The organism is Pseudoalteromonas sp. T1lg48 (assembly GCF_002964785.1).
Taxonomy (GTDB): Bacteria; Pseudomonadota; Gammaproteobacteria; order Enterobacterales; family Alteromonadaceae; genus Pseudoalteromonas.
The window spans coordinates 115,551-138,086 of sequence record NZ_PQCC01000022.1 but is presented as its reverse complement, the minus strand read 5'-3'; the positions used below and the strand labels follow the sequence as shown (position 1 = coordinate 138,086).

At 50.0% G+C, this 22,536-nt stretch carries 23 protein-coding genes and 1 pseudogene; 12 read left to right on the top strand and 12 right to left on the bottom strand.

From position 1 onward, the window contains the following. Positions 1-32 precede the first annotated feature (32 nt). The 6 genes from ychF to lolB all read right to left on the bottom strand — a co-directional run bounded on the left by ychF (position 33) and on the right by lolB (position 5,134). Complete coding sequence (gene ychF, locus C2M29_RS14245) at positions 33-1,124, bottom strand: redox-regulated ATPase YchF (protein ID WP_105190425.1); 1,092 nt, start codon at positions 1,122-1,124, stop codon at positions 33-35. A gap of 28 nt (positions 1,125-1,152) precedes the next feature. Continuing rightward, a complete protein-coding gene (gene pth, locus C2M29_RS14240) occupies positions 1,153-1,737 on the bottom strand; it encodes an aminoacyl-tRNA hydrolase (protein WP_105190424.1) in 585 nt (194 codons plus the stop codon). A gap of 19 nt (positions 1,738-1,756) precedes the next feature. After that, on the bottom strand, positions 1,757-2,380 hold the full coding sequence (locus C2M29_RS14235; RefSeq protein WP_105190423.1) for a 50S ribosomal protein L25/general stress protein Ctc: 624 nt from the start codon (positions 2,378-2,380) through the stop codon (positions 1,757-1,759). 244 nt (positions 2,381-2,624) lie between these two features. Continuing rightward, positions 2,625-3,572, bottom strand: coding sequence for a ribose-phosphate pyrophosphokinase (locus tag C2M29_RS14230; protein WP_105190422.1), 948 nt, complete (start codon positions 3,570-3,572; stop codon positions 2,625-2,627). 123 nt (positions 3,573-3,695) lie between these two features. Further along, positions 3,696-4,553 carry a 4-(cytidine 5'-diphospho)-2-C-methyl-D-erythritol kinase gene (gene ispE / locus C2M29_RS14225; protein WP_105190421.1) on the bottom strand — a complete coding sequence of 286 codons (858 nt, stop codon included), beginning with the start codon at positions 4,551-4,553 and terminating at the stop codon, positions 3,696-3,698. Beyond that, entirely contained in the window at positions 4,550-5,134 is a 585-nt protein-coding gene (gene lolB, locus C2M29_RS14220; RefSeq protein ID WP_105190420.1) for a lipoprotein insertase outer membrane protein LolB, read from the bottom strand. Before lolB ends, ispE begins: the two co-directional genes overlap by 4 nt. A 218-nt stretch (positions 5,135-5,352) precedes the next feature. On the opposite strand from lolB, the gene hemA reads away from it, so the two are divergent. The 7 genes and pseudogenes from hemA (at position 5,353) to kdsA (ending at position 12,000) form a co-directional block, all read left to right on the top strand. Then, positions 5,353-6,609 carry a glutamyl-tRNA reductase gene (gene hemA / locus C2M29_RS14215; RefSeq protein ID WP_105190419.1) on the top strand — a complete coding sequence of 419 codons (1,257 nt, stop codon included), beginning with the start codon at positions 5,353-5,355 and terminating at the stop codon, positions 6,607-6,609. A gap of 7 nt (positions 6,610-6,616) precedes the next feature. Next, positions 6,617-7,701, top strand: a pseudogene (prfA, locus tag C2M29_RS14210) (peptide chain release factor 1). 1 nt (position 7,702) lies between these two features. Beyond that, positions 7,703-8,557, top strand: a complete 855-nt coding sequence (gene prmC, locus C2M29_RS14205) for a peptide chain release factor N(5)-glutamine methyltransferase (protein ID WP_105190418.1) — start codon at positions 7,703-7,705, stop codon at positions 8,555-8,557. 45 nt (positions 8,558-8,602) lie between these two features. Beyond that, the gene (locus tag C2M29_RS14200) at positions 8,603-8,974 is read left to right on the top strand and encodes a SirB2 family protein (protein ID WP_105190417.1); all 372 of its coding nucleotides are present in this window, start codon (positions 8,603-8,605) and stop codon (positions 8,972-8,974) included. A 94-nt stretch (positions 8,975-9,068) separates the two neighbouring features. Beyond that, entirely contained in the window at positions 9,069-9,869 is an 801-nt protein-coding gene (locus C2M29_RS14195; protein WP_105190416.1) for a tetratricopeptide repeat protein, read from the top strand. Positions 9,870-9,881: 12 nt separating this feature from the next. After that, entirely contained in the window at positions 9,882-11,135 is a 1,254-nt protein-coding gene (locus C2M29_RS14190; protein ID WP_105190415.1) for a DUF819 family protein, read from the top strand. 10 nt (positions 11,136-11,145) lie between these two features. Then, complete coding sequence (gene kdsA, locus C2M29_RS14185) at positions 11,146-12,000, top strand: 3-deoxy-8-phosphooctulonate synthase (protein ID WP_105190414.1); 855 nt, start codon at positions 11,146-11,148, stop codon at positions 11,998-12,000. An 8-nt stretch (positions 12,001-12,008) separates the two neighbouring features. Here kdsA and C2M29_RS14180 read toward each other — a convergent pair whose 3' ends face one another. Then, positions 12,009-12,893, bottom strand: coding sequence for a hypothetical protein (locus tag C2M29_RS14180; protein WP_105190413.1), 885 nt, complete (start codon positions 12,891-12,893; stop codon positions 12,009-12,011). 141 nt (positions 12,894-13,034) lie between these two features. On the opposite strand from C2M29_RS14180, the gene C2M29_RS14175 reads away from it, so the two are divergent. Genes C2M29_RS14175 through rlmM form a run of 4 tightly spaced genes read left to right on the top strand, consistent with a single transcriptional unit; the run spans position 13,035 to position 16,018 of the window. Further along, on the top strand, positions 13,035-13,934 hold the full coding sequence (locus C2M29_RS14175; RefSeq protein ID WP_105190412.1) for a transcriptional regulator GcvA: 900 nt from the start codon (positions 13,035-13,037) through the stop codon (positions 13,932-13,934). Further along, a complete protein-coding gene (locus C2M29_RS14170) occupies positions 13,935-14,561 on the top strand; it encodes an alpha/beta family hydrolase (RefSeq protein WP_105190411.1) in 627 nt (208 codons plus the stop codon). It abuts the gene before it with no gap. Continuing rightward, the gene (locus C2M29_RS14165; RefSeq protein WP_105190410.1) at positions 14,558-14,923 is read left to right on the top strand and encodes a DUF423 domain-containing protein; all 366 of its coding nucleotides are present in this window, start codon (positions 14,558-14,560) and stop codon (positions 14,921-14,923) included. The genes C2M29_RS14170 and C2M29_RS14165 overlap by 4 nt, the downstream gene beginning before the upstream one ends. Positions 14,924-14,932: 9 nt before the next feature. Then, positions 14,933-16,018, top strand: coding sequence for a 23S rRNA (cytidine(2498)-2'-O)-methyltransferase RlmM (rlmM, locus tag C2M29_RS14160; RefSeq protein WP_105190409.1), 1,086 nt, complete (start codon positions 14,933-14,935; stop codon positions 16,016-16,018). 32 nt (positions 16,019-16,050) lie between these two features. Here rlmM and C2M29_RS14155 read toward each other — a convergent pair whose 3' ends face one another. The 5 genes from C2M29_RS14155 to C2M29_RS14135 all read right to left on the bottom strand — a co-directional run bounded on the left by C2M29_RS14155 (position 16,051) and on the right by C2M29_RS14135 (position 21,591). Further along, positions 16,051-16,455 (bottom strand): VanZ family protein, encoded by a 405-nt coding sequence (locus C2M29_RS14155; RefSeq protein WP_105190408.1) that lies wholly within the window; start codon positions 16,453-16,455, stop codon positions 16,051-16,053. Positions 16,456-16,619: 164 nt separating this feature from the next. Then, positions 16,620-17,351, bottom strand: a complete 732-nt coding sequence (gene cysZ / locus C2M29_RS14150; RefSeq protein WP_105190407.1) for a sulfate transporter CysZ — start codon at positions 17,349-17,351, stop codon at positions 16,620-16,622. A 150-nt stretch (positions 17,352-17,501) separates the two neighbouring features. Continuing rightward, positions 17,502-19,421 (bottom strand): hypothetical protein, encoded by a 1,920-nt coding sequence (locus C2M29_RS14145; protein WP_105190406.1) that lies wholly within the window; start codon positions 19,419-19,421, stop codon positions 17,502-17,504. Positions 19,422-19,449: 28 nt separating this feature from the next. Beyond that, the gene (locus C2M29_RS14140) at positions 19,450-20,478 is read right to left on the bottom strand and encodes a M48 family metallopeptidase (protein WP_105190405.1); all 1,029 of its coding nucleotides are present in this window, start codon (positions 20,476-20,478) and stop codon (positions 19,450-19,452) included. Positions 20,479-20,481: 3 nt separating this feature from the next. Next, a complete protein-coding gene (locus tag C2M29_RS14135) occupies positions 20,482-21,591 on the bottom strand; it encodes a YjgN family protein (protein ID WP_105190404.1) in 1,110 nt (369 codons plus the stop codon). Positions 21,592-21,754: 163 nt separating this feature from the next. Here C2M29_RS14135 and C2M29_RS14130 point away from each other — a divergent pair, with 163 nt between their 5' ends. After that, a complete protein-coding gene (locus C2M29_RS14130; RefSeq protein WP_105190403.1) occupies positions 21,755-22,498 on the top strand; it encodes an RNA methyltransferase in 744 nt (247 codons plus the stop codon). Positions 22,499-22,536 lie beyond the last annotated feature (38 nt).

The following is a 22,536-nucleotide window of genomic DNA, read 5'->3' as shown; positions in this document are numbered from 1 at the left end:
GCTAATAGCGGGCTAGTCGGCATAAAAACTTTTTATACGTTGAACAAGAAGTTCATCACATCGCCATCTTTAACAATGTAATCTTTACCTTCTTGACGCATCTTACCCGCTTCTTTGGCGCCATTTTCACCTTTAAACGCGATGTAGTCATCGAAGGCGATGGTTTGCGCGCGGATAAAGCCTCGTTCAAAATCGGTGTGAATCTTACCAGCGGCTTGTGGTGCCGTGGCACCGACAGGAATAGTCCAGGCGCGAACCTCTTTAACACCGGCGGTAAAGTAGGTTTGTAGTTTTAACAGCTCATAACCACCACGGATCACGCGGTTCAGGCCCGGCTCCTCTAGACCTAAATCGGCCATAAACTCATCACGGTCTTCGTCGTCAAGCTCTGAAAGCTCGGCTTCGATGGCCGCACACACCGGGATCACAACGGCGTCTTCTGCAGCGGCGATTTCACGCACCTTGTCCAGGTGAGGATTATTTTCAAAGCCATCTTCATTGACGTTGGCAATGTACATGGTTGGTTTGATGGTTAAGAAGTTAAGGTAAGCGATAGCCGCTTTTTCTTCTTTCTCTAAGCCTAATGAGCGCAGCGTTAAGCCTTCATCAAGGTGCTCTTTTACTTTCTCAAGTACCTGAATTTCAAATTTAGCGTCTTTGTCGCCACCTTTGGCTTTTTTCGCTTGACGTTGCATGGCGCGATCGGCGGTGTCCATGTCGGCAAGTACTAGCTCGGTGTTGATAACGTCGATATCGTCAGCTGGGTCGATTGTACCGGCTACGTGCACGATGTTTTCGTTCTCAAAACAACGAACAACGTGACCAATGGCATCGGTTTCGCGAATATTGGCAAGGAATTGGTTACCCAGACCTTCACCCTTAGAAGCGCCTTTTACTAGACCGGCGATATCCACAAACTCCATGGTCGTAGGTAGGATGCGTTGTGGGTTTACGATTTCAGCCAGTTGAGTTAGGCGCGCATCTGGAACAGGCACAACACCTGTGTTTGGTTCAATCGTACAAAACGGGAAGTTTTGTGCTTCAATACCTGCTTTGGTAAGTGCATTAAATAGAGTTGATTTACCGACGTTTGGTAAGCCAACGATGCCACATTTAAAACCCATATTCTTAATACCTATTTAATCTTTAAGCCTAAGGCTTAAATGAATGGAGTCTGTTTTGTGCCTTAAGCACGCCATCTTTCGCCAAAATTTCCATACAACGCACCGCTTCATCGACTGCCGCATCAATTTTTTCTTGATCGGCCGTCGGGGCTTTTCCTAACACCCAACCGGTTACTTTATCTCTGTGCCCGGGATGGCCAATGCCAATGCGTAAGCGCATGAACTCTTTATTATTGGCCATCTTGGCAATGATGTCTTTCAGGCCGTTGTGACCACCATGACCGCCACCTTTTTTCAATTTGGCCGTGCCCGGCTCTAAGTCCATCTCGTCGTGAGCAACAAGAATACTCTCGACCGGAATCTTATAAAAGTTAGCCAAGCTTGAAACGGCTTTGCCACTTAGATTCATATAGGTGGTGGGGATCAATAATTTAAATTCTGTGCCGGCAATGATCACCTTACCGGTTAAACCGTGGTGTTTGCTATCAGGCTTGAGGATGCAGTTGTAACGGGCGGCCAGTTCTTCGATGAACCATGCCCCTGCATTATGGCGAGTTTGTTTGTATTCGGGGCCTGGATTAGCCAGGCCCACTAGCATTTGAATAGTATTCAAGGTGCTAACACCTTAAATCTTATTCTGCGTCGCTTTCAGCAGCTTCTTCTGAATCTTCAGCAGCAGCACCTTTAGGAGCAACAACAGTCACAACCGCTTGGTCGTGGTCGGCGCCTTTAGCTAGCTCAACAGAAGTTACACCTGAAGGAAGAGCGATGTCAGATAGGTGTAGTGAATCACCTACAGTTAGTTTCGCTACGTCTACTTCGATGAATTCAGGAAGTGCTTTAGGAAGACACGTGATTTCGATCTCAGTTAGTTGGTGAACAACAGTTGCACCTTTCTTCGTTACTGCTTCTTCGTTGATGAAGTGTACAGGAACATTAGTGTGGATCTTAGAGTTAGCGTCTACACGTTGGAAGTCTAAGTGAGTGATCTTAGGCTTGAACGGGTGACGTTGTACGTCTTTAAGGATCGCTTCAACTGACTCACCGCCGATGTTTAGCGTAAGGATGTGAGTGTAGAAACCTTCGTGTGCTTGCGCTTGAATGATTTTGTTGTGGTCAAGCGTTAGTGACACAGCTTCTTTGTCCGCGCCGTAAAGGATTGCAGGAACTTTATCTGCACGACGTAGGCGGCGGCTCGCACCAGTACCTAGCTCAGCACGTACTTCTGCATCAAATGTGTAAGAAATGTTAGACATGGATGTCTCCAAAAAATTTTAGTTTAAAGTTTTAAGACCTTCGCGACCAAAAGTCTCAGCCGATTGACGGCCGTTTAACTAACCACCAATCAAAAAAGGCGCGCTATAGTACCACCGCACCTTTATAAAATAAACAAGGGATATAAAAAAACACCGCGTTTCCTGGGCAATACCCTGAAAGATTGCGGTGTTTTTTCAACAGGCTGGGAGAAATACTCCCAACTCTGGTAGGAAATGTTCGTGCTTAGTGCTCGAACATCGCCGAGATTGACTCTTCATTGCTGATACGGCGAATGGTTTCCGCCATCATATCGGCAAGGGTCAATACCTTGATATTGTCTAGCGCTTTTAGCTCGTCAGACAGAGGGATTGAATCGGTTACAATCACTTCATCGATCACTGAGTTGCGCAGGTTTTCAGCTGCTTTACCAGAAAGTACCGGGTGAGTAGCGTATGCAAACACGCGCTTGGCACCATGTTCTTTTAGTGCTTCAGCTGCTTTACATAGTGTGCCGCCGGTGTCGATCATATCGTCAACGATGATACAGTCGCGACCTTTAACATCACCGATGATGTGCATAACCTGCGATACGTTGGCTTGTGGACGACGCTTGTCGATGATCGCCAAGTCTTTATCGTCTAGTAACTTAGCAATCGCACGGGCACGCACTACACCACCGATATCAGGAGAGACTACGACTACGTCGTCGAAGTCACGCTGTTTCATGTCTTCGATTAGTACCGGGCTACCGAATACGTTATCTACCGGCACATCGAAGAAACCTTGAATCTGCTCTGCGTGCAGGTCTACGGTTAGTACGCGGTCAACACCTACGCTTGATAGGAAGTCGGCAACAACCTTGGCCGTGATTGGTACACGGGCCGAGCGCACGCGACGGTCTTGGCGAGCATAGCCGAAATAAGGAATGACGGCGGTGATGCGACCTGCCGAAGCACGGCGTAACGCATCAACCATAACGATCAATTCCATCAAGTTGTCGTTAGTTGGCGCACAGGTTGACTGGATAATAAAAACGTCCGATCCACGGACGTTCTCATTAATAGACACACTGATTTCACCGTCGCTAAAACGACCAACCTCGGCATCGCCTAGTTCGATATATAAACGTTTTGCAACTTTTTGAGCAAGTTCAGGCGTTGCATTACCAGCAAAGAGCTTCATGTCTGGCACGGTAGGGGTCCTCGGGCACTGAAATTTGGGACTAACTTGTAAATTGAGCATATCGACTGCGGTGGCAAACACGGGTTTGCAAGGGTGCAGGATAATGCCTGGTTACAGGCTAACTTAAACACTTTACTTCACTAAACCAAGTGCCAAATGTGTGGGCGACTTGTTTAGGTTTTTGGCAACAAAGCCATGCCATTTTTCAGGCAGCTTTTCTAGAGCATCACGTGCAGCTTGTTCATTTTCGAACTCGGCAAAGCAACATGCCCCAGTGCCAGTCATTCTCGACGGGGCGTATTTTAGCAACCAGAGCAGTGTTTTTTCAACCTCGCCGTACAGCTTTTTGACCAGCGGCTCACAGTCGTTACGCAGTTCGGCCTGTTGCCACTGCTCGGGAAGTTTCTCACTGTCGCGTGTTAAGTCCGGGTGAGTAAAAACCGCGGCGGTACTAATATGCACTTGTGGGTGAACCACTAAATACCAGCGTTCAGGTAGCTCCACGGTTTGTAACTGCTCACCTATGCCGCGGGCCAAGGCACTGTGGCCATGGATAAACACCGGCACATCGGCGCCCAGAGTGACTCCGAGATCGGCCAGTTGTGTCAGACTCAGACGCTGGCCCCAGATTTTATTTAAAGTTAGTAAGGTGGTGGCCGCATCGGACGAGCCGCCGCCGACCCCGCCACCCATGGGCAGAATTTTGTCTATGCTGATGTCGACGCCAAAGGTGGCTGAGCCTATTTTTTCGTAGCGCTGCTGCAGCATGCGCGCGGCGCGATAGATAAGATTATCGGCATTAGCAACGCCGGGCAGGGGAGCGATGACTATTTCTTGGTCCTGGCGCTTATGAAAGTGCAGGGTGTCGCCGTGATCGAGAAAGGTAAACAGGGTTTCCAGTTCATGGTAGCCATCATCGCGGCGTCCGGTAATATGTAAAAAAAGGTTGAGCTTTGCCGGGGCAATAACGCTCAGGGTTTGCGAATTCATTGCACTTGCCATTGGTTAATTAAAAGTTTTACCCGTAGTGAATCATGGACCAAAGTGATGCGGGTGGGCAGCCAGACGCCGTTTATGGGTTCGTAGTGCTCATAGCGAATTTGCCAGCGACGTTGATCCGGGCTTAGCCAGTTGGCGCTGCGCACGCGCTCGAGCTCATCCACCTCGGCGTCGTTTTCGAGTTGCCCCAACAGCCAGGTATGAGGTTCGCTCAGAGGTAGCAGCCAGCCGCTAAGGCGGTAGACCAGCTGTTGCGCATCGCGATCCTGATAATGCTCATCGTCGACTTCCAGGTGTACTTGCTCACCTTGCTTTTGCAGGCGCAGGACATTGGTGCCGATAAAGGTGTTGAGGTCGAACTCATAATCGTTATCTTGTTGTTGCCACACGAAATTGGCCGATTGGCGTTTTTGTGGCGAAATAAAGGCCATTTTCCCTTCTGCGCTGAAATGGGTAATGGTCGCAAGTTGCCGACGCCAGTTGTCTTCAGGAGTGGTAGATTTTGGTATTTGTTGAGCACAGCCGGTGATAAACAAAAAAAACACCAGCAAAATCAATCGAAAGTTAATCAAATGTCTTTCCTGCCTTTTCTTATTCGCTTGATTTTCGTAAAATTATTCGCTTGTAGCAGGTTTTGACCAATATTAATTGCAAGCGATTTGCATTTAGCGTCGAAGAAAGCGTTTACCGTCATCGTAAAAATCTATTTGCCGGTAAAGGCCTTTGTGTGCGCTAATTTATCAATGAGTAAGTATTTAATCAAATTGGTTGTTAAGCAATAGTTGTCACCATGACCATAGTCGCACTGGGTATTAATCACAAAACGGCCTCCGTTGATTTACGAGAGAAAGTCGCCTTTTCGGCGGAGCAGTTAGATCGTGCACTACAGCAACTCACCATGCAGGATGAATTTGCTGAGTCCGTGATTGTTTCGACCTGTAACCGCACAGAGATCTATTGTTCGTTAGAAAGCGGGACGCCCGAGCAAGTTTTGCAGTGGCTGGCCGAGTTCCATCGCCTCGATATCGAAGAGCTGGCCGAGAATGTTTACAGTTACGACCATAATGAGGCTATTCATCATCTGATGAAGGTGGCCTGCGGCCTCGACTCCTTAGTATTAGGCGAACCGCAAATTCTCGGACAAATTAAACAGGCGTATGCCAGCGCTAAGAAAAACGGTGGCGTTGGCGTGCTGTTCGAGCGTTTATTCCAGCGCACCTTTTCGGTGGCGAAGCAGGTGCGTACCGAGACTAATATTGGCGCCAGTGCGGTTTCCGTTGCCTACGCGGCGGTGAATCTGGCCAAGCATATTTACGGTCAACTCAATAACACCAGCGTTTTATTAATAGGTGCAGGCGAAACCATCGAGCTTGTGGCGCGTCATATTCATCAGCATTCACCCAAATCGATGACGGTGGCAAACCGTACCCTTGACCGCGCTCGCAACCTAGCCGATGAGTTTGCCGCCGGCGTGATTTCTCTGGCGCAATTGCCCGAGCAACTGGCAAATGCCGATATAGTTATTAGCTCCACCGCCAGTACCTTGCCCATTATCGGCAAGGGGGTGGTTGAACAAGCACTGCGAACCCGTAAAAACAAGCCTATGCTGTTTATCGATATCGCCGTGCCGCGGGATATCGAAAGCCAGGTGGCGGAGCTCGACAATGCCTACTTATATTCGGTGGATGACCTACAGGCCATAGTGAATGAAAACATGGCGACGCGGGAGCAGGCGGCAGAGCAAGCTCAGGGGATTATCGCCACCAAGGTGGATGAATTTGCCAGTTGGCTTAAATCCCTTGATTCGGTGGACATAATTCGCGATTACCGCAACGAGGTAACACAAACCAAAGAACAATTATTAGAGCGGGCTTTAAGCCAGCTTGCCAGTGGTAAAGAGCCGGATAAGGTAATGGTTGAGCTGGCCAACAAATTGACTAATCGTTTGATGCACGCCCCCACTAAGGCGATTAAAGACGCCGCCGAAAAAGGCGAGCTGGGGCAGTTGGCACAAATGAAGAAGATGTTAGGAATTAACCAGGAATAACAAACAGATGAAAGAGTCCGTATACCGTAAGTTAGAATCCTTAGTGGAACGCTATGAAGAAGTGCAGGCGTTGCTCAGTGATCCCGAAGTAATCGGCAATCAGGATCGTTTCCGCGCTTTATCTAAAGAGTATTCGGAGCTCGAAGAAGTGGCCAAAACCTTCACCGCATACCAACAAGCGCAGGAAGATGTTGCGACCGCAGAAGAAATGCTCAAAGACTCAGACCCGGATATGCGCGAAATGGCGCAGGAAGAGTATAAAGAAGCCAAGGGCCAAATCGAGTCTCTTGAGGACGATCTTCAGGTGTTGATGCTGCCGAAGGATCCAAAGGATAACAACAATGTTTTCCTTGAAGTACGTGCCGGTACCGGTGGTGATGAAGCGGCAATTTTTGCCGGTGATCTGTTCCGCATGTACAGCCGCTACGCCGAGTCGCAAAATGGCAGGTAGAAGTGGTGAGTGCCAATGAAGGTGAGCACGGTGGCTACAAGGAAGTGATTGCTAACATCAAGGGTGATGGCGTATACGGTAAGCTTAAGTTTGAATCCGGTGCCCACCGTGTGCAACGCGTACCGGAAACCGAATCTCAAGGCCGAGTGCATACCTCTGCCTGTACCGTTGCCGTGATGCCTGAGATTCCAGAGGCCGAAGCCATCGAAATCAACCCGGCGGATATCAAGGTAGATACCTTCCGAGCATCCGGTGCCGGTGGTCAGCACGTTAACAAAACCGACTCGGCTATTCGTATTACCCACTTGCCAACAGGCGTGGTTGTCGAGTGTCAGGACGAGCGTTCACAGCATAAAAACCGTGCCAAAGCCATGTCTGTACTTGCAGCCCGATTGGAGCAGGCGGAAACCGAAAAGCGTCAGGCCGAAGAAGCCAGTCAGCGCCGCAACCTGGTAGGTAGTGGTGACCGCTCTGAGCGTATTCGTACCTATAACTACCCGCAGGGTCGTATCACCGACCACCGCATTAACCTGACCCTATATCGCCTTAACGAAATCATCGCCGGTGAGCTGGGCTCGGTAATTGACCCGTTATTGCTTGAGCATCAGGCCGACCTATTAGCGGCGATGGGAGACGACTAAGTTGGCATTGCCATCCATTGATGATGCCTTGTCGACGGCCACACAGCGCCTTCAAGCCCTGAGCGACTCGCCTAAACTTGACGCTCAGGTGCTGATGTTGCACGTCTTGCAACAGCCCCGCAGTTATCTGTTTGCCTGGGGTGACCGCCAGCTCAGTGAGCAACAATATGATGACTTTATGCAGCTGTTGGAAAAACGCTGTGCGGGTCACCCCGTTGCCCACCTCACCGGAATTCGGGAGTTTTGGTCGTTGCCCATCATGGTGAACAACAGTACTTTGATCCCTCGCCCCGACACAGAAACCCTGGTGGAACAGGCCCTGGCATTGCCCTTGCCAGAAAACGCCAGGGTGCTTGATCTGGGCACAGGCACCGGGGCCATTGCCCTGGCGCTGGCGTCGGAGCGCCCAAACTGGCATATCGATGCCGTCGATGCCAGCCGGGATGCCGTGGCATTAGCCCTGAAAAACAAGCAAAATCTGGGGCTTAACAATGTTCAAGTGATGCACAGCGACTGGTTTAGTGCCCTTAATGATGCTACATATGATTTAATCGTTAGCAATCCGCCTTATATCGATGCGGCGGATCCCCATTTGCAGCAGGGTGATGTGCGCTTTGAGCCGCTTAGCGCCTTGGTTGCCGCGCGGCAGGGATTGGCTGACATAGCGCATATAATCATTCATGCGAAGGCGTTTTTAGCGCGCCCGGGTGTGTTGATGTTTGAGCACGGTTACGAGCAAGGTGCCGCGGTGCGTCAATTGTTCACCGAACATGGCTACATAGATGCCCGCACGCGGCGCGATTTAGGTGATAATGATCGTATTACCCTGGCCGAATTGGTGCCTGGGTGTGCGTAGAATAAAGATAGAATAACAACAAAGGCATAAGGCCTAAGGAAGAACATGGATTATATCGCTATTAAACACACGCATGTGTTATTTGTGGTACTCAGCGTAGTGCTTTTTTACACCCGCGCTTTTTCACGCCTCGGCAGCGGTAAAATTGCCGCTAATAAAGGGGTGTTTATCACCAGTCATGTAGTCGACACCCTGTTGCTATTAAGTGCAGTGGCGCTGCTGATTGTGGCCAGTCTCAACCCGCTTACCGTGCCCTGGTTATGGCAAAAAATCATTCTGGTCGTGGCCTATATTGTTATTGGCTTTAAGCTACTTAAAGCGCAGAGCAAACAACAAAAGCTGCTATGGTTAGGAGTTAACACCGCGGTGTTATTGGCAATTGGCTATCTGGCGGGCAGCAAGTCGGCGTTTTTTTAGCGCCCCAGGCGAAGCTAGTGCAGTGAAATTGGTATCTTAGGGCGATCCTAGGTAAACTAGTGGCCATTTTATTGCCTGTGAGATACCCCTATCTATGTCTGATGTTTGGTTCGATGACCAATTTGATTTAGAGCACAGCTACAGTGTTAGCGCCTTAAACCGTTGCATTGCCGCCGAATCACGCTGGCAGGCCCAGGCTCAGGCCGAGCAAGCCTATACGCAATTGCAGCAACTAGAGCAGCAAGCGCAAGAGATAGTGGCGCGCCATGAAGATGATAAACACCAGGCGCTGAACGCCGTGGTCGATAGTTTTTACAGCGAGTGGGGCTTTAGCGGCACCCAACAGAAGGTGCCAGAATATCGCCTTAACAGTGTGTATTTTACCCTGCTTTATCGCACCGGAAACAGCCTGGCGCTGGGCATTATTTTGCACGGTATCCTTGAAGACGCCGGATTTAGTGCGGATCTGGTCTTGGTTGATCAAAGCGTGATGGTGCAGGTGCATTTTAGTGATCAGGAACATTACCTGATTGAGCCGGCCTCGGGCCAGCAAATGTGGCATCTGCAGCCGGAGAACGCCGAGCCGGAGCAAAGCCCCGAGCTGCTTATCGACGAAGAAATTTATAAGTTGTATCTGGCCCATCAAAAATGGGCTTTTATTGCCGCCGAGCGTTTTGGCAGCGCCTTCGCCTGTGCCGAGCTGTTGTTGGAGCTGATGGGAGATGATCCTTACGAGCGTCGCGACCGCGGCTATTTGCTGAATCAAATTAACCGTCCGGAGCTGGCCAAAGAAGATCTTCGTTTCTTTGTCGAAGAGTGTCCGGACGACCCCGGCATTGAGATAGTGCGCCATCAAATTGATGAGCTCGACAACAATAACAACACACTACATTAGTAAGGAATCATTATGGATCAACCTGCTGAGGCTATGATCAGCAACCCCGCCGTGGTGATGGGACTGCTTGCCATTATTCTCGGGGTCATTTTTAAAACTGCCCACAGTCAAAACCGCATGTGGATAAAGTTTTATAAATATGTGCCGGCCTTGCTGCTGTGCTACTTCCTGCCATCTTTACTCAACACCTTTGGCGTGGTTGACGAAAAAAGTGCAAAGAGCGTGTATCACGTGGCGTCGCGCTATTTACTGCCAGCCTGTTTGATCTTGCTGACCATCAGTATCGATTTAAAGGCTATTATCAACCTCGGCCCTAAGGCATTGATCATGTTCTTAACCGGTACCATAGGCATCGTTATCGGTGGCCCCTTGGCTATCTTGGTTATGAGTGCGATTAACCCAGAGGTGGTCGGCGGTCATGGCCCGGATGCGGTGTGGCGCGGCATGACCACCATTGCCGGGAGCTGGATAGGCGGCGGTGCCAACCAGGCTTCGATGAAAGAAATGTTTGAAGTCGGTGGAGATATCTTCTCCGCCATGGTGACCGTGGATGTTATCGTTGCCAACATCTGGATGGCGGTGCTGCTACTGATGGCCGGTAACCATAAGGCCATTGATGCCAAAACCGGTGCCGATACCACAGCGATTGAAGATCTTAAGCAGCGCGTCGAGGCTTACCATGCCGAGCATGCACGCCTGCCGACCCTGAACGACTATATGACCATCATCGCTATTGCCTTTGGTATTACCGGCTTTGCCCATTTCTGTGGCGATATTCTGGCGCCTTATTTCGATCAGTTTGCCTGGGCGCAAGAGTACAGCTTGAACAGTACCTTCTTCTGGTTAATCGTTATTTCAACCACCATAGGTATTAGTCTGTCATTTACCCGAGTGCGCCATATTGAAGCTTTTGGCGCATCAAAAGTGGCCTCGAGCTTCCTGTATATTCTGGTGGCCTCCATCGGCTTGCATATGAACGTTATGGCCATCTTAGATACACCTTGGTTCTTTGTCCTTGGCGCCATTTGGATGTTGACTCACGCGGCCTTGATGTTGATCGTTGCCAAGGCCATTAAGGCGCCGCTGTTTTATATGGCAGTGGGCTCGCAGGCCAATGTCGGCGGAGCGGCCTCGGCGCCGGTGGTGGCTTCGGCGTTTCACCCGTCGTTAGCACCTGTGGGTGTGCTGTTGGCGGTATTGGGTTACGGCGTAGGTACGTATATGGCTTATATTTGCGGCTTGATCATGCAGTCGGTCGCCCCTTAAGGAATTTAAAATGACCATTAAACAAATTAATATTGGTGCCATTGAACTGGCCAACGACAAACCCTTTGTACTGTTCGGTGGGATGAATGTGTTGGAATCTCGCGACCTTGCCATGCGCATCGCCGAGCACTATGTGGAAGTGACCAACAAATTAAATATTCCTTATGTGTTTAAAGCTTCTTTCGATAAGGCCAATCGTTCGTCGATCAATTCCTACCGCGGTCCGGGCATGGAAGAAGGGTTGAAAATCTTTGAGGAAATCAAAAACACCTTTAATGTACCCTTGATCACCGACGTGCATGAACCCTATCAGGCCGCGCCCGTGGCCGAGGTGGTGGACGTCATTCAATTGCCGGCCTTCTTGGCGCGACAAACCGATCTGGTTATGGCTATGGCCAAAACCGGTAATGTGATCAACGTGAAAAAGCCGCAGTTTTTAGCGCCGCACGAAATGCGTCATATCATTAACAAGTTTGCCGAGGCCGGCAATGAGCAGGTAGCTCTTTGTGAGCGTGGCACCAGCTTTGGTTACAATAACTTGGTGGTTGATATGCTGGGTATGGACGATATGAAGGCCATGGCACCGGTTATTTTTGACGCGACTCACGCCCTGCAGCGCCCAGGCGGACGCAGCGACAGTGCCGATGGTCGTCGTGCACAGGCCGCAGAGCTGGCTCGCAGTGGAATGGCACTGGGTATTGCTGGCTTATTTATTGAAGCGCATCCGAATCCGAATGAGGCCAAATGTGACGGTCCTTGTGCCTTGCCGCTGGCTAAGTTAGAAGGCTATTTAACGCAAATGAAGGCCATTGATGATTTAGTGAAAAGCTTTGCGCCACTTGATACCAGCGCCAGTGACCTGTAATTAGGCGTTTACCTTATTGCTTTTGAGCCAGCCATTGTTGCTGGCTTTTTTGTCAGAACATGTTGCTCGTAACTGGCGTTGAAGTTCTCGAAGTAGTGGCCAAGCCAGCGTTGCTGGTGCTGGCGATAGTCAAGGCTTGGCAAAATCTCCTCGCTTAAGATGGGGTTGATCACCCTTAATACTTCTTTGGCAAAGTCGTTATCGGCCTTTTGGGCACAGCCAATGGCACCGTTTACCAGCTCGTCCATCACGCCACCGATACTGGTGGTTGCCAGCACCTTGGCGGCGCTGATGTCATTGTAGTAGTCAGCGACAAAGGGGTAATCGATGCCATAATCGATGCGCTTATTAAGCAACATGTCGCCGAGTGCCGCAGCTTGATCTTGGCCGCGGTAATTCAGCGTGATGGCCTGCCGGGTTTGAATATTCTCTTTTAGTTGTTCTATGGCATCGCTGTACTTACGAGCCACACTTTGCCCATAGCGTAATGCCGGATCGGCAAACAGTGAATGCAGGCTGATGGGGTTGCCGTGGGCGCGTGTTAACGCCCATTGTTGCTCTGTGGTGGTGATAACCCTCAGCGGCGGATAGATTTGCGTTGGCAGCGAATAACGCACCAGGGCGCTGTTGGCGCGCTTGATCATGCAGGGATGGCATACAGCCTTGCCGTCTTGTAAGGCTTGGCGAATACGGGCCTGGGGCAAACGTTGACGGCGATGCTCGAACTGCGGCGTGCGCTTGATCACTTCATCGACCACCAGATCGCATACCCCAGCCACCGGGCTGTCATCCGGCATGCTAAAAGGGGGGGCGTCTAACAACAGCCAGGTAATGCTTTGTTTGGCAAAGGAGACCGGGCTAAGTACGAATAAGACTACTAAGAACAACTTCATTGAATCAGATTACGAGGAACCAAGACTATAATCTAGTATTAATTTTCATTTTAGTAACATGCCGGGTATTGTGCGCTAAATTGGCATCTTGAAGGGCTTTGTATATAATCGTTTCAAATTAAAAAAACTAATGTATCAATAATGGCTCGGCGACTTCCTCCTCTCAATTCTCTCAAGGCTTTTGAAGCCGCGGCAAGGCACCTAAGCTTTACCAAGGCCGCGGAAGAACTTTATGTTACCCAAGCCGCAGTGAGTCATCAGATCAAAACCTTAGAAGAGCATCTTGGCTTAAAATTATTTTTACGTAAGAACCGTTCTTTGCTGCTGACCGAGGAAGGCCAGGGTTATTTTCTAGATATTAAAGAGATCTTCTCGCAGCTGGACGATGCCACCGAAAGACTTCTGGCTCGCGGTGCCAAGGGCTCTTTGACCGTAAGCCTGACACCGAGTTTTGCCATTCAATGGTTGGTCCCACGCTTAAGCCTGTTTAACGAGCAGCATCCGGATATTGATGTGCGAATTAAGGCACAGGATCAGGATGATAATTCCCTGCAAGACGATGTCGATGTCGCGATTTACTATGGCCGAGGCCATTGGAGTGGGGTGGAGACCCATAAGTTGCATACCGAGTACCTGGTGCCGCTGTGCAGCCCCATGCTGCTGACCGGGCCCAAGCCCCTGAATGAGCCGCAGGATTTGCAAAATCATACCCTGTTGCACGACACCACCCGACGTCCCTGGAAGGTGTGGATGAAAACCGCCGGGGTGCGTAATGTGCAGGTGAACCAAGGGCCAATATTCTCCCACTCGTCCATGGCCATGCAGGCCGCCGCTCATGGTCAGGGGGTGGCATTGGGGAACCTGGTGTTGGCGAAACCGGAAATTGATGCCGGGCGTCTGATCGTGCCCTTTAATCACAGCTTGGAGAGTAAAAACGCTTATTACCTGGTATTTCGAGAGTCGCAATCCGAGCTGGGCAAAATTGTGTCCTTTAAAGAATGGATGTTAGGTTTGGTAGAAAAAGAGCAGGAGCAATTATAAATGCAGTGGTTTAATGCACAGCAGCCGATTGCACAATTTATTTTCGCCCATGGCGCCGGCGCTGGCATGGACAGTGAGTTTATGCAAGAGATGGCGCGCTTAATGGCGGCACAAGGCATTACGGTGGGCTTGTTTGATTTCCCCTATATGCAAAAAGCCAAGGCAGAGAGCAAGCGTCGTCCGCCGGATCGGGCCGATAAGCTGCTGGCCAGCTTTAACAAGCAGTTAAAACAACAACAAGAGGCGCTGCCAATTTTTATTGGCGGCAAGTCCATGGGCGGGCGTATGGCCAGCATGCTGGTGGCGCAACCTGAAGAATTGAATACCCAGATACGGGGGGTGATAGCCTTTGGTTATCCATTTCATCCACCGGGTAAAAAAGACAAGCTCAGGGTTGCGCATTTTGGTGATATTAAGGTGCCATTTTGTGTGATTCAGGGGGAGCGGGACACCTTTGGCAAGCAAGATGAGTTGAGCCAGCTTGCTGACACCCGTCCGGCACACATTCATTGGCTGGCGGATGGCGATCACTCCCTGGTACCGCGTAAAAAAAGCGGTTATACACAGCAGGGGAATTGGCAGCAGGCGGCACAGATTGCCGTAAACTTTATTAAGGAGCAGCTATGAGTCAGTTATTTTTGGTGCTGGGCGCGATTTTCGCCGGGCTCGGTGTTATACTCGGCGCCTTTGCCGCTCATGGCCTAAAAAATCGACTCTCGGAATACGCCATTGGGGTGTTTCAAACCGGGGTTGAATACCAGATGTATCATGCGCTTGGGCTCATTTTAATAGGTGTGCTGGGTAAACTCGGTATGCATTTTAATATCAGCGGCTACTTTATGCTCGCCGGCATCCTATTATTTAGTGGCAGTCTATACGCTTTGGCCCTCACCGGTATTAAGTGGTTCGGCCCCATTACTCCCTTGGGTGGCCTGTGTTTTATTGTCGCCTGGGCGGCGATGGTTATTAAACTTTTACAAATGAAATAAGTCATTACCATGTCCTGTATCGTTATTTATTGTCGCGCCGGTTTCGAAAACGACGCTGCCGCAGAGATCACTCACCATGCCAGTAATTTAGGTGTGGGCGGTTATGTTAAGACGAAGCCAAATTCGGCCCTGGTGGTGTATCACTGCTATAGCCATGATGAAGCCGAATACCTGATCAAGAAGATCCCTTTCAAGGACATGATCTTTGCTCGCCAGTGGTTTATTGGCACTCAGGTAGCAAAGATGCCTATCGACGACCGAGTTGGTAGCATTTGCGAAGTGGCCAAGTCATTCCCACTGTGCGGTGAGCTGCGTGTGGAAACCTGTGATACCAATGAGGGCAAAGAGCTTTCTAAGTTTTGTAAAAAGATCAGTAATCCGTTGGCTAAAGCATTAGAGGGTCAAGAAATCCTGTTACGCCAGCAGGTTAAAAACCGTCCGACCTTGCATGTGTTGTTTATCGCCAGTGATACCGCTTACGTGGGTTATTCATTCAGCTTTAACAACTCGCCCTTGTATATGGGGATTCCGCGCTTGCGTTACCCTAAGGATGCGCCGAGTCGCTCGACGCTGAAACTTGATGAAGCCTTTATGATGTTTGTGCCCGAAGACGAGCGCGAAGAGCGTGTGGCCTCGGGTATGAAGGCGGTGGACCTAGGTGCCTGCCCTGGCGGTTGGACCTATCAATTGGTGCGTCGCGGCATGTTTGTGCAGGCCATAGACAATGGCCCCATGGATCAGGCGCTGATGGACACAGGTCAGGTAAAGCACTACCGTGAAGATGGTTTTAAGTACCGTCCGGAGCGTCGCAACATCAGTTGGTTGGTGTGTGACATGGTGGAAAAACCAAGCCGCGTGACCGAGTTAATGATCGATTGGGCGGTCAATGGTTTTGCTAAGGAGTTGATTTTCAACCTTAAGCTGCCAATGAAAAAGCGCTTCGACTGCGTTTATGAGAACCTCCAGCGCATTCGTGATGAACTGCACGAGTACGGCGTAAAATACAACTTGCAGGCCAAACACCTGTATCACGACCGTGAAGAGGTTACCGTGCATCTACAGGTGCTGCGCGTACCGCAAAACGTGTTTAGCTAAGGTTCATAGCTATGATGCAAAAAAGCCAGAGATTAACTCTGGCTTTTTTTGTACTGCTTTACCAACATGCTGATCAGAAAGCTCGCAACGGCAATGCCTACAATGTCCGCCGTTAAATCCACAAGATCAAAGGTACGGCTGGCGACAAAGGCCTGGCTTATCTCCTCGCTTAGGGCAAAGAAGAAAACGATCAAGGCACCCCAATAAAGTTTTATTGTGCCAAGGCGCCAGTATGCGGCTTTTAAGGCCAGACTCAACAACAAGGTGGCGGTGCCAAACAGTACAAAGTGGCCAATTTTATCGCCATGGGGCAGGGCTTTAACCAAATCAAAGAAGATACTCGGCTGGCCTGTGTTGGCGAGATAGATAATCCATCCCAAAAACGTAAAAAAGCTAAGTGCCAGCAGCATCAGTACCCTTTGCCAGGTGCCTTTCATATTATACCAATTCACTTAAATAGCTAATCATTCTAGCGGGCTAAATATCATGCTCACTGTGTTGGAATTTTTCTATGTAGAATAACTACATAAGAAAAATTCCGCGTTGTGATCATATCATTTATCCAGCGCTATCTCTGATCACATACTTAACAGAATTGGTATTATTGCCCGCGATAATTGTTACGGTAATTCTCGACCCACAACTTGGTGGCACCACACACGGCCACCGGCATTACTATCATGTTGAGAATGGGGATCATGGCACAGAGCATCACACCGGCGCCAAAGCCGTAGGAGAGCCCCCGATGCGCATTTAAATCGCGTTTCATATCGCGAAAGCTTACTTTGTGGTTATCAAAGGCGTAATCCTTATATTGAATGGCGAACATCCAGCAGGTAAAAAGCGCCCAGATTATTTGCCCAATCACCGGTAGGAGCCACATCAGAATAAAAAAGCCGATGGCGCGGGGCAGGTAATAACAGAGCTTGGTCCATTCTCGACCCAGCATGCGCGGTACATCGCGCATGGTATCGAGCAGGCCATCATCGTTGATCCGCTGCCCGGTTAAGTGCAATTCCACTTTTTCCGCCAAAATGCCGTTAAAGGGGGCGGCGATAAAGTTGGTGATCACCGTAAAAATCATCGAATAGCTAAATAACACCACCAAGAGTGCCAGCGGCCACAACAGCCATTCAAGCCAGGACAACCACTCAGGAAGTTGTGCATTAACCCAGGCGAAGGCGTCGGTTAGCCAACCGTAAATAAAAAACAGGGATGTGCCGAAAATCACTAGGTTGATCAACAGGGGGATCAGTACGAAGCGTTTTAGGCCCTTTTCAGTGATCATTGGAAAGCCACTAAAAAAGTATTCAAATCCACGACCTAACTGCATGCTTTACCTCAAAGTGTTACAGGGTTTAGCCAGCAGTATATCTAAGGCGCCGCGAATTTACAGCGCTAAGTAGTAAACAATTGTTGCAAAAACAGCAGGCTAGGGTCTGAAAAATGGGTAAAAAAAAGCCCTGCCAGGCAGGGCGTTTTATTAGTTCTTATCTTCGAGCATCTCGGCTTCTTGCTGCTGGCGCTCGCGGTAGGCACCGCCTTGCTCTTCCAGTAGCGTCGGCGTTTCCTGCTGGGCGCGCGACACCTGGTTCATCTTTAAGATGTTTTCGGCGTTTTGCAGATCAGAGGTATTGCTGAACCCGGCGATGTTTTCACGCGCTTTCAAGAAGCTGTGGATTTCATCGACTATGGTATTGAGTTCCTGCTCATTCTTCTTCATCGCCATGACATAACGTGGCATCTCAACATTGTCGGCGCCGCTGGTGGCGAAGGTGCTTGAGGTGATGCGCGAGCTGATGATCCAAGGCGTGATTGACGACTTGATCACGACGTTTTCACTGCGTGTTGAATCGTGGATAGACATACCGGTTGAGATCTTCGACTCGGTGAAGGTCCCTTCGGTTTTTAGATACAGTAGCAAAGAGCTAAATTGCATTTCCGCCCAGAACACATGGCTGAAGTTTTCCAGCATGCGGCCGATGATGCTAAAGATTTGCCACATAAAGAAGGTGGACAGGACGGCGACAATCAGGCCAGAAAGCTCGCCCAGCCAGTTTTGTAACAGCTCGATGTTACCGCGGTTGGCGGCACGGGTGAACTCGGGTAACAGGCTGCTTTGCTGGCTAATAAAGTGATACAGACCAATGGCTTCGCCGGCCAGAGAGAAGAAGAGCAGGGCGCCGATTACCAGGCACAGCTGGGCCGCAAAGGTGCTTACCAAGCGGGTGATATTAAAGCCCTTGTTACCAGGACGCGGGTTAAACTCAGGCTGAGTTTCAATCAGCAGTTCACCGCGGAAATCACCCTTGCTGCTGCTTTGTTCGTTCAGCACCGGGTCGAAGTCGATATAGGTACGGTTCGGGATTTCCTTATAGCGGCGGTTGGCCAGAACTATGCTTTCGATATTAATGAAGATCTCGTTCGGATGCACTTCTTCTTGCAAGTTAGCACGGTATTCGCTGACCTCGGTGGCCACTTCGTTTTGTTTGCTACGGGCATTGATCAGGTAGAAGACTGCCGCGCAGCAAAGCGCACCGAGGAATAACAGGGTAAACAGGCTAGGCCAGGCCGAGAACAGGCTTACCTTTTCTGTCAGCTGCGCCCATTGCTCCAATTCACCCTTATGTGGGGCGAAGAAATGATGATAGATAAGACCTATAACCACGGGGAAGATCACCGAAAAGGCGATGATTTTCGCAAGTGAGGCAGCGCCTACGTCTTTAAGGCGTTTTACTCGGTTTAGGCTCACCGCATTGGCGGCGCTTCGCCAACACAGCAAGAGGTAAACCAAGATCAGTGCCGAAAAGATAGGCACAATAATATGACCGGCTTCACCGGCTAAGCCCGACGATGACACAAAGTAGGTGAGACCAAAGGCAACAAAGGCCAAAATGGTTTGCAGAATAACGCCAATGACTTCTTGCGCCACGTTACGCATGGGGTAAGGCAAGAAGATCAGTTTTGGTAACACCGAGTGAGCAAAACGACCCACCCAGCCTTTAGGCTCGGTGAAGGTGGCGTTTTTACGACCCATCAGCATGGACTCCAGGGTTTTTGCCGTATAGGCAAGGGAGCCTTTCTTTTGCTCCAGTACCGCGTTTTCCTGTTCGCTCTTGCTTAGATTTGGGGCCAAAGAGCTGGGTACCGAGCGGCCAACGAAAAATTTAAACAGTTGGAAAAGACCGCTACCACAGCGTTTTAAACCTAAGATCATAAGAACCAAGCCCACCGCCGCATAGGTCCAGGCCGAGATCATATCGGTTTGTGTTAAAGAGGTGACTTTAAAAAGGCTAAATAAACCAATCAAGGTAATAATGGCACCACCTGCGGTGCGCATTGTCCCTTCAATTTTAAAGGGGTTAGTTATACCAAGCCCTTTCGAGCCAAAATCATAAGCCATGATGATTCCTTGGAGTTAATAGAATTTTTTAATCCGTAGTGTTGTTCGCACGTTCGATGCGTTCGGAGATTGCCGGGTGTGAAGACAGGTAATCCCATAATGAATCTTGCTGTTGCTCATCCATCCCGTGTGCCTGGGCCAGGGCTTGCATGGCCTTGGCAAATGCCGAGCGATGATAGCCTAATTGGCTTAGCTGCTCTAGTGCAAAAGTATCAGCCTGACGTTCCATATCGCGAGAAAACTGTTGTTGTATCAAAGCCGAACCCGTACCCATGATGATCTCGGCAAAGCCTTCCAGGTCACCAAACATCAGTGCCAGGGTGACCGAGGAGCCAGCGGATTGGGCTGCCAGGGTCAAGCCATGTTGATGATGAACATGGCCGATCTCATGCAGTAATACCGCCAACAATGCGGTGTCATTATCTTTGAGGATTAGCGCGAGTTCGTCTGTTAAGACAACCTGACCGTCGGGCAGAGCAAAGGCATTGGCGCCTATCTCCGGGGCACTGTAGAAGTGCAGAACTAAATGCTCGGGAGCCTGGTCCATTTGCGCTATATGGTTTTGCCACAGGGTGCGAATATGGGTTTGCTGCGCATCGTCTAACTTACTTGGCTCCAGATACACGTATTCCAGAGCTTTAAGCGTTTGCGCTGAGGCCGCATGCACCACCGAATCCGGCAGGGAGCGTGCCACCACCGCAGCGCTGGCGGGAATGATCTTAAAGAACAACAGCCAGGCGAGCACCGCGCTTGCCACTACGCAGCCGAGTACCGCCGTTTTATGCTTTTCGATACGCTCTACCAGGCGATCCCAAGTGGACTCCGACGGCCACCGGTGAGCGCTGCTATGAGGCACAAAACGACTGCCGTCAATAAACACCAGCTCTACCGGCAGGCCGCTGAGCTGTTGCCCCTGACGGTATTCGTCAAATTGCACCAGCAACTCATCGCCGTTGTAAATGCGTACTTGCTCGTAACTGCTATCTTGCGTCAGCCACAGGGTTACTTCGGTACTGTGGCTTTGATTGCGTAGGTAATAAAACCCGGTGACCTGCATGCGTTAGCCCAAAGACAGATCGATATCGAACATGTCCGCTGCTTCCTCGCCAAACGCGGATTGCTGTTCGCCCAGTTGGTCGTGCAGGGTTTGTGGGTCGCACAGGAAGGTGACTTCGGTGGCGGCGCTAAGCATGCGGGCGCTGCGCACCTTGGCCCAAGGGTAGGCCAGACCCAGGCTACAGACGATGGCCAGGGTATTGGTAAAGACCAACAGGGTGTAGTCGATCATCTTCAAATCCGACTTAAAATCGGCAATGCCGTGCAACTCACTGCTATTAAGCAGGTGATTACGAATATGGGTTTGGTAAATGCCCGTGGCCACCGCAAAGGCAACAAAGTAGATCACCATCATCATCACCATGGCGATAGCCCCAGCAATGGCGCCGGCTTGGTCGTTCATCATTTCCGGGTCTTGGATCATGGCCTCCAGGCCAAAACCGAAGGCACCAGCCAGGGCTAGCATGATCACCGCGATAATGCCGGCGGCCACATAGGCCATCAGCGCCGCTAAATAATACTCACCGCCCTTGGTATTGACACTAATGGGGGTGTCGGAAAACTCAATATGGCTGTGTAAATACTGGTCCATGCGTTTAAACACGTACGGAAGCAATAAATAAAGGGTGAATACGCTGGCCACTGGCAGCAATAAGAACACCACAAAGGCCTCGCCATAACTGCCCTTAAAGTTAAAGCGCACATTGCGATAACGGCTCATACGCATGTTAAAGCGCATGCCTTGATTGATGATCCAGGGCGTTAAAAACAGCAGAATAAAAATCGCCAGTATGCCCAGCGCGGGCACAAACTGGGTGCAGAACATATAAATAACAAAAAAGATAAAGGCAAGAATGCGGCCTTTTAAGATCTGTATCGGCGTTGCCAGATAATCAAATCGATGGCCATCGAGTTGCGTGTGGCCGTAAAAATAACGATAGGTGCGTACCTTGGCCCAGGCGGAATAAATCCCCAGGGTTAACAAGGTCAAAACGATATTAACGATCCAAATTGAGAAAAACTCTTTCCCTGAGCCACTAAACTCGACGCGACGGCTATAAGGTTGAAACTGAGGTGTCGTGTTAGTTGCGCTATCTGTTTGTGATAAGTCCATTTTTTAGTCTTTTTGGCGGTTTAAACGCAGTCCATTAATTTAGCGTTAAGTTTCAAATAATGCAACAGACGCAAGGGCTTATCCTACTTTTACACTCTGCAATGGGGCAAAGCATGTGTATAATAAGCGGATCCTCCTTTGTTATTAGCCAAGGCCACGCTCCATGCTCTCAAAGAATCAGCAAAAGCACCTGCGTCAATTAGGACAAAAAAAATACCGAAAACAGCAGCAACAGTTTTTAGTTCAAGGGACTAAGAATGTGGTTGAGCTATTGCAAAGTGACCATGGCGTGCTTGAGCTCTTTGCCAGCGAGGAGTTCTGCAATACTCATAAGCAATTGATTGACAGTCGCTTAAGTGCGAAAGATGTGCATCGCAGCGATGAGACCGCCTTGTCCAAGGTCAGTACCCTGGTCACCAACAACGATGCCATAGCCGTGGCACCCATCGCTCAGACGGAAATAGAAGACACTCCTTGGCAACTGGCCTTAGACGGCGTCAGCGACCCAGGGAACCTGGGCACCATCATTCGCCTTGCGGATTGGTACGGCTTTAAACAGGTCCTGCTGTCGGCCAATTGTGCCGACCCCTATAACCCCAAGGTGGTCAGCGCCACCATGGGCTCGTTTACTCGCGTGTCCTGCCATCAAGTGGATTTGCCGGCCTACCTGGCAAGCTGCAACAAACCTGTGTACGGCGCCTTTTTAGGTGGGCAAAACCTGCATCACACCGACTTTGGCGGACAAGGGATATTGGTGATGGGCAGTGAATCCCACGGCATCAGTGATGCGGTGGCGGCGCACGTTAGCGAGCGTATCACCATTGCCGGCTATGGTGGCGCCGAATCCTTAAATGTGGCTATTGCCAGTGGCATTATTTTAGATAATATAAAGCGTTGTCACGGCTAAGTGGGTAGCGCTGAGGCACATGTTGCAACTAATAATAA

What these genes read in the sequence shown, in the direction of transcription:
- cysZ (WP_105190407.1), bottom strand. Translation starts at nt 17,351, where the DNA reads ATGCAGTTAGGTCGTGGATTTGAATACTTTTTTAGTGGCTTTCCAATG.
- rlmM (WP_105190409.1), top strand. Translation starts at nt 14,933, where the DNA reads ATGTCCTGTATCGTTATTTATTGTCGCGCCGGTTTCGAAAACGACGCT.
- C2M29_RS14190 (WP_105190415.1), top strand. Translation starts at nt 9,882, where the DNA reads ATGGATCAACCTGCTGAGGCTATGATCAGCAACCCCGCCGTGGTGATG.
- C2M29_RS14180 (WP_105190413.1), bottom strand. Translation starts at nt 12,893, where the DNA reads ATGAAGTTGTTCTTAGTAGTCTTATTCGTACTTAGCCCGGTCTCCTTT.
- C2M29_RS14140 (WP_105190405.1), bottom strand. Translation starts at nt 20,478, where the DNA reads ATGCAGGTCACCGGGTTTTATTACCTACGCAATCAAAGCCACAGTACC.
- C2M29_RS14135 (WP_105190404.1), bottom strand. Translation starts at nt 21,591, where the DNA reads ATGGACTTATCACAAACAGATAGCGCAACTAACACGACACCTCAGTTT.
- hemA (WP_105190419.1), top strand. Translation starts at nt 5,353, where the DNA reads ATGACCATAGTCGCACTGGGTATTAATCACAAAACGGCCTCCGTTGAT.
- C2M29_RS14235 (WP_105190423.1), bottom strand. Translation starts at nt 2,380, where the DNA reads ATGTCTAACATTTCTTACACATTTGATGCAGAAGTACGTGCTGAGCTA.
- C2M29_RS14195 (WP_105190416.1), top strand. Translation starts at nt 9,069, where the DNA reads ATGTCTGATGTTTGGTTCGATGACCAATTTGATTTAGAGCACAGCTAC.
- C2M29_RS14175 (WP_105190412.1), top strand. Translation starts at nt 13,035, where the DNA reads ATGGCTCGGCGACTTCCTCCTCTCAATTCTCTCAAGGCTTTTGAAGCC.
- C2M29_RS14200 (WP_105190417.1), top strand. Translation starts at nt 8,603, where the DNA reads ATGGATTATATCGCTATTAAACACACGCATGTGTTATTTGTGGTACTC.
- ispE (WP_105190421.1), bottom strand. Translation starts at nt 4,553, where the DNA reads ATGAATTCGCAAACCCTGAGCGTTATTGCCCCGGCAAAGCTCAACCTT.
- C2M29_RS14155 (WP_105190408.1), bottom strand. Translation starts at nt 16,455, where the DNA reads ATGAAAGGCACCTGGCAAAGGGTACTGATGCTGCTGGCACTTAGCTTT.
- ychF (WP_105190425.1), bottom strand. Translation starts at nt 1,124, where the DNA reads ATGGGTTTTAAATGTGGCATCGTTGGCTTACCAAACGTCGGTAAATCA.
- C2M29_RS14130 (WP_105190403.1), top strand. Translation starts at nt 21,755, where the DNA reads ATGCTCTCAAAGAATCAGCAAAAGCACCTGCGTCAATTAGGACAAAAA.
- C2M29_RS14145 (WP_105190406.1), bottom strand. Translation starts at nt 19,421, where the DNA reads ATGGCTTATGATTTTGGCTCGAAAGGGCTTGGTATAACTAACCCCTTT.
- C2M29_RS14165 (WP_105190410.1), top strand. Translation starts at nt 14,558, where the DNA reads ATGAGTCAGTTATTTTTGGTGCTGGGCGCGATTTTCGCCGGGCTCGGT.
- kdsA (WP_105190414.1), top strand. Translation starts at nt 11,146, where the DNA reads ATGACCATTAAACAAATTAATATTGGTGCCATTGAACTGGCCAACGAC.
- C2M29_RS14170 (WP_105190411.1), top strand. Translation starts at nt 13,935, where the DNA reads ATGCAGTGGTTTAATGCACAGCAGCCGATTGCACAATTTATTTTCGCC.